Origin of the sequence: Luteolibacter luteus (assembly GCF_012913485.1) — a bacterium.
Lineage (GTDB): Bacteria > Verrucomicrobiota > Verrucomicrobiia > Verrucomicrobiales > Akkermansiaceae > Haloferula > Haloferula lutea.
Window position 1 is genome coordinate 90,368 of the sequence record NZ_CP051774.1, and the last position, 14,133, is coordinate 104,500.

Sequence of the window (14,133 nt, forward strand, 5' to 3'; positions counted from 1 at the left end):
CGAAAAGATGCGAGCCCCTTTCTTCCTTCCCGCGCTTTGCCCTTCCGCCGCCACGCCATTCCGGTTAGAAGACGCGCGCCTTCCCCTCCCCACGAGGAAATCGTGAATCTCATCCTGATCAACCAGTACTATCCGCCCGACGTCGCTCCCACCGGATTGATGTTGGAGGCGGTGGCGGAAGAACTCGCCGCGCTCGGCCATCACGTCACCATCCTCTGCTCGCGCGGCGGATACGGCGGGCAAAAGGACGACGCGGCAGGCCCGCGCTCCACGAGCGATGGCATCGAGGTCCTGCGCTGCTGGTCCACGGCCTATGGCCGCCGGGGCTTTCTCGGAAAGATCGCGGACTACGCCTCCTTCTACCTCGGGGTGGCATGGGGGCTCTGCACGGCACGCCGCCCGGACCGCGTGGTGGCGCTGACCACGCCGCCCTATCTCTCCGTGATGGCGCGGGTGTTCTCGAAACTCCTGGGCGCCGATCACGCGCACTGGGTGATGGATCTTTATCCGGACGTCATGTCCGCCCACGGGCTGCTCGATGCTCGCAGCATCCCCTACCGGCTCCTTTCCCGCGTGGCCCGCTTCGGTTTCGGAGGCAGCCGCTGTGCGGAAGTGATCACGCTGGGTCCTGATATGGCGAAGCTCACGGGCCACTATACTCCCGATCATGTCGCGCTTTCGTGGATCCCGCTCTGGGGCACGGAGTCGGTGGAGGAGAATGAGGGCGATGCCGAGGAGCAGACGCGTGCACTGCGCCGGAAGCGCGACTGGGGTGATGACGAGACGATCGTGATGTACTCCGGAAACATGGGCCTGGGTCATCGCTTCGGCGAAATCCTGGACGCCGCGGCCGGCTTTCGCCGCGGCTCTGGCTTGCGCTTCGTATTCTTCGGCGAAGGAAAACGCCGGAAGGAGATCGAAGAATTCATCGCCCGCCATCCGGAAGCGCCGGTGGAGTTGCACGGCTATGTCCCGCGCGATGAACTGGCCGGCCATCTCCGGAGTGCCGATGTCCACCTCGCCTCGCTCGAACCGGCATGGGATGGCACGATGGTGCCCAGCAAGCTGCAGGGAATTTTTGCCGCGGGCCGTCCGGTGATCTTCGTCGGCACCCATGCATCGTCGATCGGCACCTGGGTCCGCGAGAGCGGCGGCGGCTGGGTCGTCGAGCCCGGCGATTCACAAGCGATGAAAGCCGCGCTCGAGCAAGCCATGGATGAAGGCCAATGCGAAACCCGCGGGACCTTTGCCCAGGGATTTTCCTCCGCTCATTTCGACAAGCGGAGGAATTCGCAAGAGGTCGCCCGCTTGATGGTGCGGAAGCGTTAGAGGAAATTCAGGAGGCTTCGCTCCGCAGGGATCCCGCCCGCGCCGCGAGCAAGCGGCGGCATCCATCGATCCCCTCCCGAAAGCAAAGAAGCGACGCGGGTTGCGTCGCTTCCTTTTTGAAAACCACTGCTCGCCCCGCCATCGGGGCAATGGAATCACGCGTGGCGCAGCTCGACCGTGCGCGGCGGGATCGGAAGCAGCTCCGGCACTTCGTCGCCGGCATCTGCCGGGCGAGGCGTGAAAGAAGTCGGCTCCAGCAGGCACTGCGCATTCATCTCCGGCTGCCAGCGGCTGATCTCCATGCCGAGCTCGCGGGCCACGGTGAGGATCTCTTCGTAGCGCTCCTCCGGCATGACGCTGGAGGTGATGAGGATGCTATTGGCACGGGTGCGTGCCACCACTTCGCGAAGGTTTGAGAAGCCGCCGAGGATCGGGAAACCGCGCATGCGGCGACCGCGAAGCCTCTCGCTGTCATCAATGAAGCCGACGAAATGATAGTCCTGCCAGGTCTCCGGACGGCACAGGCGCAGGTGGCAGAGGAACAACTCGCCGAGGTCCCCCGCTCCGTAAAGGAGGGTCGTGCGGGAGGAGCGCTTGCCACGCAGGCGGCGCTTGCGGTGCATCGTGTCGATAACGCTTTCCTGAAGCATCGCGCCCATGCAGCGCGGGGCGAAGACGGCGAGTCCGCCCAGCGTGAGGGCGGAGAGATGCACCAGCGCATCCCGGAAGCTCAAGTCATAGCTGGCGGAGCCTTTCAGCGCGAAGCTCACCGCCACGCCGCACATCAGCCACAGGCCGCACTCCGCGAAGTCATGCGCGGAAGCCCGCGTCCAGCGGCGCGAATGAGCCTTCGCCAAGGACAGGCCGACCACCGAGCAGGTGGTAAAGAGCGCTGCAGTCCCCAGCGTGCCCTGCCAATCGACAGGCCGGATCATCGCCTTCGACTGCGCCCATGAAACCAGAACGGCAGCCGAGAAAAGCACCACGATGTCATAGCCCAGATAGCGCAGCATCGAGTGGCGGTAGCTCTGCGGCTTCCGCGTCAGGGTGCGCAGGCCGCGTCCGCTCGCGAGGAACTCCACCGGTGCCAGATAGCGCATGCCTACCAGCGCGATGATCACCAGGCCGACCACCGAGACGGTCAGCAGGTTGGCACCGCCCACGATCGGCAGCAGTGCCAGCGTGGAGGTGACGATCGCCAGACCGTAGATGAGGAATGCGGCCTGCTTCTGGTTGAAGCCCCAGCTCAGCAAGCGGTGGTGAAGGTGATCGCGGTCCGGTCCGAAGATCTTGATGCCCGGCTTCGAGTCCGCCACCCGGCGCGCGGCGCGGCGCCACACGGCCAAGGCCACATCCAGCAGCGGCACACCACCGACCAGCAGCGGCAGCAAGAGACCTGCCACCACGGCATTCCGGCCGACCACACTCGTGCCGACGGAGGCGATGAAGAAACCGATCAGCATCGAGCCGGTATCACCGAGGAAGATCTTGGCCGGATGGAAATTGTAGCGCAGGAAGCCGATCAGGGCGACGGCCATCAAGGCGATGACGAAGGCGCTTTCCGCACGTCCCTTCACCGTGGCCAGCACGGTCAGGATCAGCAGCGCGATCATCGCCAGCCCGCCGCACAGGCCGTCCATGCCGTCGATCAGGTTGAAGGCATTCACCAGCAGGACGGTCCAGGCCACGTGGATCCCGAGGTCGATGATCCACGGGATCTGATAGCCCATGAAGACACCGGCTCCCGCGGGATTGTGGAAGAACATGATCACCGCCGCAGCAGCTTGCACGGCCAGCTTGAAGTAAGCCGAGACACCGCTGTGGTCATCCTTCACGCCGACCAGCACCAGCAGCACGGCACCCGCCATGAAGTGCGGCAGCCAGTGCGGCCCCAGCACCTCGGAAAACGCATCCGTCTTCCAGTGCAGCACCAGCATCCCCACCGCCATGGTGATGAAGAGGCCGAGTCCACCCGCACGCGGGATGGGTTTCACATGGATGCGGCGCTCGCCGGGGTGATCCACCAGACCCATCTTGGGGCCCAAATGAATCATCAGCCGCGTCATTGCCATCGACACGGGCAGCGCGCACGCGATCACTATCCAGGACCAGAAAAGTTCCGACATTTGGGGGGAGCGGGGGATTTGGGGGAGAACAGCGTCGGTCTTGAGAGGACCGACGCCGGGCGTTTTGTTATATCATCAAGCCGCATCCTCAAGAACAGAGGGGTGAAAATCGGCCAGCATCTTCCGCATTTCCCCTCACCCGTTAGGTTCACATCTAACCGAACAACATGACCCACACTCCAGATTCGTTAGGTTCAGAATCTAACGAACATCGGAAACCCAAAAACCTAACACTTATTTTGAATGACTTGCAGAAGCACCGGGGCGGAAGCACTCGGGAGACCGGGCCTCCCAAATCACGGCCCTAACGGCCCGAGAGCCGGTGAAAGAAACTTTTGTAAATTGTTAGGAAATTTCAATCCCCTACCCTTATTGATACCCGGCGGACCACCGGATTTGCGACATGGTCCAGCAATCACCGAACCAATAAAACAATTCAGGATATCAAAATAGCATAGGATTTTCGGTTATTTACCGGCGGATATCCGGAGACCGCCTGAAACCGGCCTGCCCTCCTCCCGGTCGGCACGCTGGCATCTGCCCCCGGTGACAAATCCCGGAGTCACATCCGCTCGCGGAGCGTGTATAGGGGCTGGGGATCTCCATGCGCTTTCGTCTCCATCGCTCGCTCCTCTTCTGGCTCGGCCTGCCCGGCTTCCTTTTCATCCTTTGGTCTTGGAAGGACTCGATCACGCACCGGTCCGGACTCATCCGCACCTGCTTCATGACGAAAAACGGCGGCACCATCGGCATCAGTGAGACCCTCGGCCCGGCCCACTGTTCCTTCCGGATCCAGAAGCTGACGTTCAACCCGAAGGATTTCGATGCGGTGGTGAACCACAAGCTGAGACTGGAGCGCGTCCCCCACAGTATCACCGGTGCGCCCATCCGCATCTTCCCTCCCTTCAAGGACATCACCCCTCCCCTCTATCCCGGTGACTTCGACAAAGTCCGCCTCCGCCAAATCACCATCCCGCATTGGGCGATCCTGCTAAGCTACGGCCTCGGATGGAGCGGCCTGATCGCGTGGCGGAGACATCGTGTGAACCGGGCTTGGGAGAAACACACGGCCCCCATGACTTCGACCTCCGAAGGATTATAGGCAGGAATGGCCGCCCCGGCAGCCACACGAGTCCGTGTATGATTACGTCCCACACTTCTCGCGATCGAGAAGCACTTCATCTCTAATGACGCGGGGAACCTTGTCCCGGTTACCAAAAATCACCCTTCTTTTTCCTGCAGCTTAGCGCCCTTAAAATCAATCATCTTATCGTTCATGCAGGCTGCATCCGAAGGACTGCATTGTGCGACGCTTGGAAGCGCTCCGCCATATCCCGGACTCCAACGAAAGCCTTATCAGTAGGACGATTCCGACCATTCTCCGGTCAGGCACGCGTCCTGCGATAGAGAAGGCTCTACCATGAAACCCAAACAGCCTCCGCAAAGCACCCGACTTGGCTTGCCGGACACCCCCCCGATCGTCCGCGGGCGCTTTGTCTTCCCGTAGTTGCACACACGAGGCTGGATGCCGCGGACCGGACGGAAGCCGGTCCGCGGCAATTTTTTGCAGAGCTCATCACGACCGGCCCGCAGTCACACCGCCATCGACCGGCAAGACCGTGCCGGTAATCCAGGAAGCACGGTCGGAAGCGAGGAAGAGGATCGCCTCCGCCACATCGGCTGGCTGCCCATTGCGACCCAAGGGATGGAAGCTGTTGAAGGTGGGAAGCACTTCCTTCACCTGCTCGTCTGTCAGGAAGGTACGGTAGACGGGTGTCTCCACCACGGCAGGCGCCACCGCATTGATGCGGATCTTGTAAGGGGCCAGTTCGATCGCGAGATTCCTCACCATCGCGTGGACCCCCGCATTCGCGGCGGAATACGCCGCCGAGGGCGTGGCTCCGACCGCTTGGATCGCCCACATCGAGCCGGTCTGGACGATGACCCCGCCGGTATCCTTCATCGCCCTCGCGGCAGCCTGCGCGGCGAAGAACTTCCCCTTCAGGATGGTGTCGAGATACCAATCATAGTCACCCTCGCTCAAATCGAGGAATGGCTTCGGATTGAAGACACCCGCGTTGTTGATGAGGATATCGAGCTTGCCGAAGCGGGTCAGCGCGGCCTCGACCAGGGCGGATCCGGTCGAGGGTTGCGCGATGTCTCCGGCGAGGATGGAGATGCTTTCGCCGCCGGGATCGATCGCGCGCGCGGCATCGGCAAGCTTCTCCGCATTGCGGCCATTGATCACGACCTTCGCGCCCTCGGCCACGAAGCGGGCGGCTAGCTCCCGGCCGATGCCTGAACCGCCGCCGGTGATGGCGACGACTTTTCCCGTGAAACCATATCCGGACTGCCTCTGTGCTGGTGTTTGATTCATTTGAGCTTTCGCTTGTTTTACGCAGAGACAGCCTACCCGGCCCCCATTTCATTTCCCAATTGCATTTATAAATCCCACTCATAGCCTCGTGCTATCAATCATGACGCTGAGCCAATTGAGATTCGCGGCCGCCGTCGCCCGGGCCGGATCCTTCACCACGGCGGCTGCGGAATGCTTCGCCACGCAGCCCTCCCTGTCGAACGCCGTGGCCCAGCTCGAGGACGAGCTCGGGGAAAAGCTCTTCGTCCGGACCACGCGGAAGGTCGGGCTCACGCCCTTCGGCGAGCAGATGCTACCGGAGATCCTCCGCATTCTGAGAGCCCAGGAAGATCTGGAGGAGAAGGCGAAGGCCTTCCTCTCCCCTCCCCGTCCGATCATCAGGATCGGGGTCTCTCCGCTGCTGGGCACGGAATTCCTCTCGCTTCTCTTCGAGCCCTTCCGCGATCAACACAAGGCGCTGGAAATCGTGCTCCGGGAAATGAACATGTCCGAGCTGGGCCAGATGCTGGAGGCGGGCCAGCTCGACTTCGTCCTCGGCGTGGCCGGCTCCGGCGAAGGCAAGCTGGAGAGCACCTTCCTCTATCAGGAGCCGCTGCTCTATTTGCAAAAGGGCGGCCCCGCTTCCCGCGCCTCCGGGAAAGCGGTCCGCCTTGCCGAGATCGCGGATGAGACCTTCGTGATGGTGCCGGATACCTGTGGCCTGGCGAAGACCGTGCGCAGCCTCTTCCGCAGCCATCGCAAGACCCTGAAGGAGTATTCAGGCGAGGCGATGAGCTACCGGGTGCTGGAACAATGGACCGCCCTCGGCATCGGCTCCGCAATCGTCCCGGAGTCAAAGCTGATCGGAAAACGCTCCGGCTCCGCGCGGATCCTCGACAAGAAAGGAGCGGAGGTCTCGATCTCCTACGAGGCGACCTGGAAGAAGGAGTCGGAGAAGATCAAGCACATCAAGGACTTCGCCACCTACCTGAAGAAGGTCGTGCCCGCACTCGGCAGTGGCATGGCAAAGGGATCCCGGAAGCTCCGCTAGCACCCCGCGTGAAACGCACGGAAGACCTTGATCTCCCCCCCGCATGGCATTCGCCGATCTTGCAGCCTGCCAGGTTGAGGAATTCACTTCACGCGACACCCGCCCATGCGCTATCGCCCCTTTCGATCCCTGACCTTCTGGCTCGGAGTTCCCGGGCTCTTGTTCCTGCTCTGGGCGTGGGCGGATTCCATGCGCTACTTGTCCGCGGCCTCCTACGATGCGGAGTTCCGCCTGGCGGACGGTGACACCTCCATCCGGAACCGATCGATCTCCAATCAGGGAGGCGATGTCTCGCTGACCTGGAGCTGGCCCGACAGCAGTGGCTACAAGCTGCTTTCCCGCAAGTTCCACTCGAAACAGCGTAAGATCTACGAGACAAAGGACTGGCTGCCCCTCCCCGCCTATCTCGTCATCCGCAACTACCCCGGCACCATCTACTACAATCTTAGTATTCCGCACTGGTTCCTCCTCCTCTGCTACGGCTTTGCCTGGACGGTGCTCATGCTTTTCCAATGGCTCATCGTGAAGCGGATCAAGGCCGGACAGCTCGCACTGGAGGAAGGAGCGCACCCGGCCTCCTGAAGAGGCCTGCCAAGGCACATTGAGACCCTCCGTCACAGGTCCGGAGACCAAGCCTCCTGGGCATTGGAGAGCGCCCGCGAGACGGATTCGGAGAGAACAATGGCGCGCCGAGGTCGGCTTGCGTGGAGGCGTTCCGATACCCTGACCCTCCCCCGAGGCGTCTCCCCAATTACGGAATAATACGAAACGCGATCGCGGTATTTGCAAAATTTGCAGGGTTGATATTTAAGAAATGCTTCTCAAGCACCCACCCCACTAATCAATGATCCTCAATCATTACCTCCCCCTAGCAGCACTCCTGTTTTCGCTCAGCCCTGCAAAAAGTGCAGTCGTCGTCAGTTACGCGGAAACGCCGGGTCAATACAATAGCACGCTGGAGCATACCTCGGTCTATAACTTCGATGACCGGGCCACGGGCAACTACAGCAACGTGACCACCGGGATCGGCACCTACGACACCCTCACCATCAATCCGGTCGACCAATACGGCGGCGCGGGCGACCCCAATGGTTCGCAGTATGCCGTCCAAGGAGCCAACGGCCCGGGCGCTACCACGCTGACACTGGACATCGATGCCGGCTACTTCGGCCTCTGGTGGTCCGCCGGTGATAACCAGAACGTCCTGGAGTTTTACAACGACACCGATCTCGTCGCCCGCTTCACTACCCAGACACTGCTCACGGCAATCACCGCCGCGGGTGGATACCAGGGCAACCCCGCCAGCGGCACCTATCACGGCAACAACAGCAGCGAGCCCTATGCCTTCGTGAACTTCTTCGGCGTCGGCGACACCACTTGGAACCGCATCGTCTTCACGAACACCTCCGGCAGCGGCTTCGAAAGCGACAACCACACCATCCGCGAGCTCACCTGGGGTGGCTACACCCCGGAAATCGGACAGCCTCTCCCCGGCATCACCGTCGCCCAGGTGGAGGGGAATACGGTCACCGTCGTGCCGGAGCCCGCAGCCGCCGCCCTCGGCGCCTTCGGCATGCTGGGTCTCCTGATCCGCCGCCGCCGCTAACTAGAACCCTTCGTCCCCGGACTCACCGTCATGCCGCGTCCCCCCCAGGGCGCGGCATGAGCTGTTTCAGGCGATCAGGGCCACCCCCCCCCTTCACTCCCCCAGGGCCTCGCGATCCGCCTTCGGCAAAGACTTGCGCCACTCTCCCGCGGCACCCGCATCCGTGCTCTTCCACACGGCATCCAGAGCACGGAGGGCATCGGCCCGAATGGCAGGATCCGAGATGCGTGAACTAAAGTGCACCGCGTCATCGAAGTTCCGCAGGCTGGCGAAACCACGGATCGCGCGCTCGTAGAACTCATCGCGAAAGCCGCCTTCCGGCATCTTCCCCAGCCATTCCGCGACCTTGCCTGCATCACTCGTGATCGCGATGGAAAGGGTGCTCCACGCCGCTTCGGGGATCGACTCGAGATCGGGATTCCGCGCGAGCCAATCCTGGAAGGCCTTTCCCTTGTCGGTTTCGGAATTCAGGATCACCAGATCCAGCCTCGCCCGCTCCCCGGCATCGATATTCTCAAGTGCGGCCAGTCGTGCCACGGCAGCCTCCGGATCGCGGCGCGCTTCGGTGGATAGGATCTCCTCGTCCGCTTCGCTCACCTTTCCCTCCGGGACGCCCCGGCGGGCCATCTCGAGCAGGCCATCGATAACCGCTCCCTGTTCAAAGCCCTCGCTGACCAATCGCGAGATCATCGAATCCCGGTCCCCTTCGCTCAGCATGGAAAGCTCCTTCGCCGCGCGATCAAAGTCGGATCGGGAAAGATTGCTCACCAGGTTCGAAAGCATCATCTGCCGGTGCTTCACGACCGACTCCGGCAGATCATCCCGCTTCAGCCAAGCGAGCGCCGCCTCCGCATCCGCCTCACCCCAGGCACCGATGGCGAGGGAGCGGCAGAAGAAATCCATCCGCCCTCCGGAAACACATCTCTCGATCGCGGCAGGCCCGTCCTTCACCGCCCAGGCTTTCAGCACCTCCAGGCGCAGCATGAAGTGGGCAGGCAGCCCGGTTCCCGTGTTCGGCAGTTCCTTGAAGAAAGCTTCCAGCTCCTCCGGAGCCAGCGTCGCGAGCATGCGGTGGGTCTCCTGGTCCAGATCCCAGTTCAACCCGCTGGACGGTGAAGCGCGCCACAGGTCCTTCAGCTTCTGCTTCACCTCCGCGACGCGGCGCGCGCGTGCCTCGGGCGACTCATCGGCCGGCGAACCCTCCTTTGCTGAAAGAAAGCCGCGCTTTGCCCGAGACATCCCGGGCGAATCCCCGGCACCCGCTTTCATCGGGCGCTCTCCGGATACTCCCGCCGCCTCCGGCACGAAGGCATAGCCGAGCCATCCCGATAGCGCGAAGACACCCAGCGCGATTCCACTGCGCAGGATCGTGATCCGCTTACTGCTCGTCTCCATGATCCTCCCGGGTGATGTAGTTCGCGACGTCCGGGGCGGCGCTTCCCAGCCAGCGCGCGGCGGCATCGGGATCCTGCTTTTCCCAGCGATCGTAGAAGGAACGCAGCCGCTTGCCCTGGTGATTGCGCCAATCTTCGCCCGAGCGATTCGCCAGCATCTCCAGATTCACGCCCGTCACCGCATCAGCGAGCACCCGTCGCGGGTTCTCATGGGCATCCAGCCATTCCGTGGCCGCCGCCTCGTCCCTTTCGATCCACCGGTTGAAAGCGATGCCGCGTTCTTTCTCGTTGCCGGCATCCGGGTGCGCCTCCAGCCATGCCACGGCCTCCGCGGGCTTCTCGCCACTGAATCTCTGCAAGCTCGCGGAGCGCTCCGCGGCCAAAGCCTGGGGTTCCAGCGGCAAGCTCTCCATCAGCTCCAGCGCGGCCTGCGGCGAGGAGCTTGCCGTGGCCCGCATCATTGCTTGGGCCGCCACCGAGCGCTCGGAGCTGCTCATTCCCTCCAGCATCGCAAAGCAGCGCTCGCGCTCCTCCGCACTGCCCGCCATCGAGCGCGCGAGGATGCCGATCAACTCCCGGCGCACTCCTTCCGGCATCCGCTTGGATTTCTCCAGCGCCACCTCCGCGGGATCGGCCAGCATCGCCGTGGCGCGCAGGGACTCCGGTCTCAGCCATGGTGACTTCTTCACATTCGCCGTGGCCCATTGGTAAGCAGCGTCCGGATCATTCTCCATCCAAGTGCCCAGCACGCCACCGAGCACGACCTCCTTCACGCTACTCTCCTCCCGCTCCGCAATCGAGGCGAGTGCCGCCTGCGGATCCAACTGCGCCCAGCGAGAAAGCAGCATCACCGCCACCACATTTCTCCCGCTACCTTCCAGCGGATCCCCGGCGATGAGCATGGCCTCGTCCAACTGTGCCAGGTCAAAGCCGCGGATCTTGTCCCAAGCGGGAATCAAAGTCGCGTGCTGAGGAGCCTTCGTCGTCTCCGCCATCATCCGGCGGATCTGCGCGGGAAAGTCCTCCACCGCATCCCGCGAACGGTCGTCATCTCGCACAGCCGACCTCGTGGCACCTTGGCCCGATGAAGAAATCGCCTCCGGATTTGCCTTCCGCTCCCGCAGCGAATAGCCCGCCCAGCCGGAGAGGATGGCACCGCCCAGAAGAAAGGCGAGATAGCGCAAAGACGAGGGCATCGATAAGTCTTCATCCCATAACGAACATGCCCCCCAAGCGTCAAGCAGGCCGCATTTTCCCGCACCCCATAATTCCCCGCATCCAATGTCCCGTTGCCGCCCTCCCGTCCGTCGTTATCCTGAAGGCAGGCACATCGCCCGCCCGGAAACCATCCACTGGAAGACGCCATGAAAGAATACCTGGTCACCGTTCACCACGCCGATGACTTCGATCCCGCCACCGAGGACGAAGCGATGGATCGCGCGATCGATGAACTCAATGAGGAGATGATCGCCGCCGGCATCCGCGTCTTCGTCGGCGGCCTGCACCATGCCAGCACGGCACGGTCCCTGCGCGCGCAGCCCGATGGCACGGTGAGCGTCACCGAGGGCTCCTATCTCCAGGGCAAGGAACACGCCTGCGGATTCTGGGTGCTGGAGGCGGAGGACATGGACGAAGCCGTGGAGTGGGGCCGCAAGGCCGCGCTCGCTTGCCGCGCCCCCATCGAGGTCCGGGAGTTCCATGAAGCACCGGAATAGCCGGACTTTCTCAACGCCGCTTCTGGAAAAGCACGCTCGACTCATGGTAGGCGCTCGGATGGATTATCTCATCCATGAGTCGCTTTCCCGGTCTCTACCCCGTCTCCGTCGCGGTCCTCGCAGGTCTCGCCGGATGGATGGCCTACGGACTTGGGAAAGGCCCGAGCCCGGCTTCACAAGTCGCGGCTACCCTGCCTAAACAGCCGCCCGCCCATGCGGGTCCCGGCACGCCGCCCTCACGCGATGCAAGGCAGCCACTCGATCTCCCCGCGGAGATCGCCCGCCTGTGCCAGCTCGACACGGAGCACTTTTACCAATGGCAGCGCCTTGAGGAGTGGGAGAAGATCCGCAGCCTCAGCATCCCGCAGGTAAAGGAAGCCCTGCAACTCATCGCTGCCACGGACGCGAAGTTTTCCACCCGGCTGCTCAAGGAAATGCTCTATGCCCGCTGGGCGGAGCTCGATCCCGAAGAAGCGATGGCCGCGGTCGCGGCTCACAAGGGCGAGCAAGCTCTCGGTAGTTCCGCGCTGTGGACCTGGGTGCAGCGCGATCCGGAAGCCGCCCAGCGTTGGCAGGAAAAGAATGGCGAACTCGCTGCTCAACTTGGCATGAACGGGATGCTCGCCGAGCTCCTCTTGAAAGAGGAACCCGCCATCGCCTTGGAGAAAGCCACCCATCTCGGCAAGGACGTGCGGGCCAGGATCCTTGCTTACCTTCCCGCGCTGATGGTGGAAACCGGGGACTCCCGTGCGGAATTCCGGCGCATTCTCGACACTCTTCCCAACGACGAGCGCAAGAGGCTCCGGGACCTGTTCGCAAGAAGCTGGTGCGGCTTTGATCCGGAATCGGGTCTCGCCGGACTGAGCGAGCTGATCCCGGACAAGCCGCAGCAGGACAGCGTGCGCGACTACACCCTGAAACGCTGGGGCGCGCGGCTGCCCGCCGAGGCATTGGCGTGGATGAAGGAGCACCCGGAAGAATCGAACCCCGGACAACAGGCTTACGTCTGGAGAGAGTGGGTCGAAGTGCGACCGCAGGATGCCATGGAGTGGCTGAAGTCCCGCGGCCCGGACGCAGAGCTGGCGGAAGCCATCACGCGCCACCTGCAGAGCTTCGCCACCAGTGATCCCTTCACCCGCCCCATTTCAGGACAGCGGCAGGCCGCGGGGCTGCGGCGCAGCTATGAGATCTGGTCCCGAGCGAAGCCCGCGGAAGCCGCCCAATGGCTGATGTCCGCGGATCCGAAGGTCGCCGCTACCATCACCCAAGCTGCACCCACCGAATGAAAGCGGCCCCTTCCACCCTTCCCCGTCGCGCGGGAATCGCCATCGCCGCGATCGGCCTCACGGCGCTTGCGGGCTACGGCATCGGTCGTACTTCGCGCGAGACACTTTCGGCGCCCGCCCTCGAATCGCAGGCGGTGAAAACCACGGATCCCGGATTGTCAGAGATTACCGGGAAGGAAACCCAAGCGCCCTCGAAAGAAGAACGCGCCAAGCAGGTGGCGCGCATCAAGGCCCAGGTGCTGGAGCTCGGCGGTACCCGGCCGGTCATGTATGATCTGGAAACGGACCGCGAGATCGCCGCGCTGCTGGCTCAATTGAGCAACGAGGAACTCGGCGACTTTTTCCGGGAGGCCACCGCGAGCTCCCGCAATTACGGCGACCGCTTGCGCATAATCGAAGCATGGGCTGTCAGGGATGGTCCCGCCGCGATCGAAGGTGCTTCGCTGCGGGTCGACGAATGGGCCTTGGCCGTGGAAGCCTACCAGGCATGGGGCGCGAAGGATCCGGATGCCGCATTGAGATGGCTCCGCGAGGGCGAACTCTCCGACTACGCGAAAGAGCACAGGGTCCTGCTCCGCAAGAATTTCCTCTATCAGCTGATGCGCACGGAGCCGGAAAAGGCGCTCACCGAAGTCCCCCATCTCGATAAGGACGAGAAGAAGGACATCCTCCGGTTCGCCGCCGCCAGTGCCGTCCAGGAACACGACGAGGCGAAGCTCGCGCAGCTGGCGGAATTCGCCGCCGGAGCCGACGAGGAAGCGCGCGACGCGATCGAGATGGGACAAGCCAATAGCCTCGGCCTGATGGATTACACGAAAGGCTTCGAGTACATCGATGGCCTCGATACCACCGCGGCGAAAAAAGCGGATCTCGAAATGAGCGTGCTGGAAGCCGTGCCGGAGGAAAAGCTACGCGAGAGCATGGACACCTGGATGGCCCGCCATCCGGACGGGCAAGACATCCCGGAACGCATGTGGGAAATGCTCGGACAAAAGCTCATCCTCCATCGCGAGGGAATGCGTGCCTGGCTGGAGGACCTCCAACCCGGCCCCACGCGGGATGCCTTCTACCAGGAAAGCGTGCGCCACTTCGTCTCCGCCGGAGAGCGTGACAAGGCACTAGGCTACATCGGCATGATCGAAGACCCCGGCCAACGCGGCACCGCCCTCCGCACCATGCGGAGGATGTGGACGGAGTCGAACGCCGGCGAAGCAAAGGCATGGATCGAAAGCCTCCCCGAGAGCGATCGGGCCATGCTCGACAAGTAGGA

General features: G+C 62.9%; 12 protein-coding genes. 8 read left to right on the top strand and 4 right to left on the bottom strand.

What is annotated here, in order from left to right; translation table 11 throughout:
- The first annotated feature begins 102 nt into the window (after positions 1 to 102).
- Complete coding sequence (locus tag HHL09_RS00380) at positions 103 to 1,329, top strand: glycosyltransferase family 4 protein (RefSeq protein WP_169452523.1); 1,227 nt, start codon at positions 103 to 105, stop codon at positions 1,327 to 1,329.
- A 155-nt stretch (positions 1,330 to 1,484) separates the two neighbouring features.
- Here the strand turns inward: HHL09_RS00380 and HHL09_RS00385 are convergent, their stop codons facing one another.
- A complete protein-coding gene (locus tag HHL09_RS00385; protein ID WP_169452524.1) occupies positions 1,485 to 3,455 on the bottom strand; it encodes an MraY family glycosyltransferase in 1,971 nt (656 codons plus the stop codon).
- Positions 3,456 to 4,059: 604 nt separating this feature from the next.
- On the opposite strand from HHL09_RS00385, the gene HHL09_RS00390 reads away from it, so the two are divergent.
- Positions 4,060 to 4,557 carry a hypothetical protein gene (locus HHL09_RS00390; protein ID WP_169452525.1) on the top strand — a complete coding sequence of 166 codons (498 nt, stop codon included), beginning with the start codon at positions 4,060 to 4,062 and terminating at the stop codon, positions 4,555 to 4,557.
- Positions 4,558 to 5,031: 474 nt separating this feature from the next.
- Here the strand turns inward: HHL09_RS00390 and HHL09_RS00395 are convergent, their stop codons facing one another.
- Positions 5,032 to 5,832, bottom strand: a complete 801-nt coding sequence (locus HHL09_RS00395) for an SDR family NAD(P)-dependent oxidoreductase (protein ID WP_169452526.1) — start codon at positions 5,830 to 5,832, stop codon at positions 5,032 to 5,034.
- A 100-nt stretch (positions 5,833 to 5,932) separates the two neighbouring features.
- On the opposite strand from HHL09_RS00395, the gene HHL09_RS00400 reads away from it, so the two are divergent.
- The 3 genes from HHL09_RS00400 (at position 5,933) to HHL09_RS00410 (ending at position 8,468) form a co-directional block, all read left to right on the top strand.
- Positions 5,933 to 6,862 carry a LysR family transcriptional regulator gene (locus tag HHL09_RS00400; RefSeq protein ID WP_169452527.1) on the top strand — a complete coding sequence of 310 codons (930 nt, stop codon included), beginning with the start codon at positions 5,933 to 5,935 and terminating at the stop codon, positions 6,860 to 6,862.
- A 105-nt stretch (positions 6,863 to 6,967) separates the two neighbouring features.
- Entirely contained in the window at positions 6,968 to 7,444 is a 477-nt protein-coding gene (locus HHL09_RS00405; RefSeq protein ID WP_169452528.1) for a hypothetical protein, read from the top strand.
- A gap of 262 nt (positions 7,445 to 7,706) precedes the next feature.
- A complete protein-coding gene (locus HHL09_RS00410) occupies positions 7,707 to 8,468 on the top strand; it encodes a PEP-CTERM sorting domain-containing protein (RefSeq protein ID WP_169452529.1) in 762 nt (253 codons plus the stop codon).
- A gap of 93 nt (positions 8,469 to 8,561) precedes the next feature.
- On the opposite strand, the gene HHL09_RS00415 is transcribed toward HHL09_RS00410, so the two are convergent.
- The gene (locus HHL09_RS00415; protein ID WP_169452530.1) at positions 8,562 to 9,863 is read right to left on the bottom strand and encodes a hypothetical protein; all 1,302 of its coding nucleotides are present in this window, start codon (positions 9,861 to 9,863) and stop codon (positions 8,562 to 8,564) included.
- On the bottom strand, positions 9,847 to 11,058 hold the full coding sequence (locus tag HHL09_RS00420; protein WP_169452531.1) for a hypothetical protein: 1,212 nt from the start codon (positions 11,056 to 11,058) through the stop codon (positions 9,847 to 9,849). Before HHL09_RS00420 ends, HHL09_RS00415 begins: the two co-directional genes overlap by 17 nt.
- A gap of 168 nt (positions 11,059 to 11,226) precedes the next feature.
- On the opposite strand from HHL09_RS00420, the gene HHL09_RS00425 reads away from it, so the two are divergent.
- From HHL09_RS00425 to HHL09_RS00435, 3 genes are all read left to right on the top strand, one after another.
- Positions 11,227 to 11,577, top strand: a complete 351-nt coding sequence (locus tag HHL09_RS00425) for a YciI family protein (protein ID WP_169452532.1) — start codon at positions 11,227 to 11,229, stop codon at positions 11,575 to 11,577.
- 74 nt (positions 11,578 to 11,651) lie between these two features.
- Positions 11,652 to 12,863: a hypothetical protein gene (locus HHL09_RS00430; RefSeq protein WP_169452533.1), complete on the top strand. Its 1,212-nt coding sequence runs from the start codon at positions 11,652 to 11,654 to the stop codon at positions 12,861 to 12,863.
- Entirely contained in the window at positions 12,860 to 14,131 is a 1,272-nt protein-coding gene (locus HHL09_RS00435; RefSeq protein ID WP_169452534.1) for a hypothetical protein, read from the top strand. Before HHL09_RS00430 ends, HHL09_RS00435 begins: the two co-directional genes overlap by 4 nt.
- Positions 14,132 to 14,133: the final 2 nt, after the last annotated feature.